This window comes from Ralstonia sp. ASV6, from assembly GCF_016429285.1.
GTDB lineage: Bacteria > Pseudomonadota > Gammaproteobacteria > Burkholderiales > Burkholderiaceae > Ralstonia > Ralstonia flaminis.
In genome coordinates this window covers 1-421 of sequence record NZ_JAELUI010000402.1, presented here as the reverse complement: position 1 = coordinate 421, position 421 = coordinate 1, and the positions used below count along the sequence as shown (strand labels likewise).

Below are 421 nucleotides of genomic sequence, written 5' to 3'. Positions count from 1 at the left end.
CTGTAGATGTCACCCGCGCCGGACTTGCAGGCGAGCGTCCCCTCGAGGATCTCGCAACGGGCCGGCCCGCCTTCCTTTGTCGTCCAGTGGGACATCGACGTGCCGTCGAACAGCGCGATCGCGTCGGACGGCGCCCTTCCCGGCGCGCCCGGATCGACAACCAGAGGCTGCGGCTCCACCGGCTTCCGCTGGCCGAAGGCGGCGATGGTCATGATCGCGAACAAAGCAAGTCTCTTCATAAACGACTAGCGTACCTTCAACAACCCAACTCCATGCGGCGGAACTTCAGCCGAGTACTTTCCGCTGACCTTCCCCAAGTCTTTGTGTTCCCACAGATCGCGAATCTGGACCGTACCTTTGATCGGATACGTGATGGCCGCCGGCTGATCGCCGCGATTGAATAATCCGACTGCCGAAGAAC

At 61.5% G+C, this 421-nt stretch carries 1 protein-coding gene and 1 pseudogene; both read right to left on the bottom strand.

Features of this window, described 5'->3' with window-relative positions; all coding sequences use genetic code 11:
• Positions 1–212: hypothetical protein (locus tag JHD73_RS28105; protein ID WP_368735570.1), on the bottom strand; the 212-nt coding region annotated here is incomplete at its 3' end.
• Between the two features lie 33 nt (positions 213–245).
• Positions 246–421 (bottom strand): annotated as a pseudogene (locus tag JHD73_RS29930) (alpha-galactosidase); the annotation flags it as partial.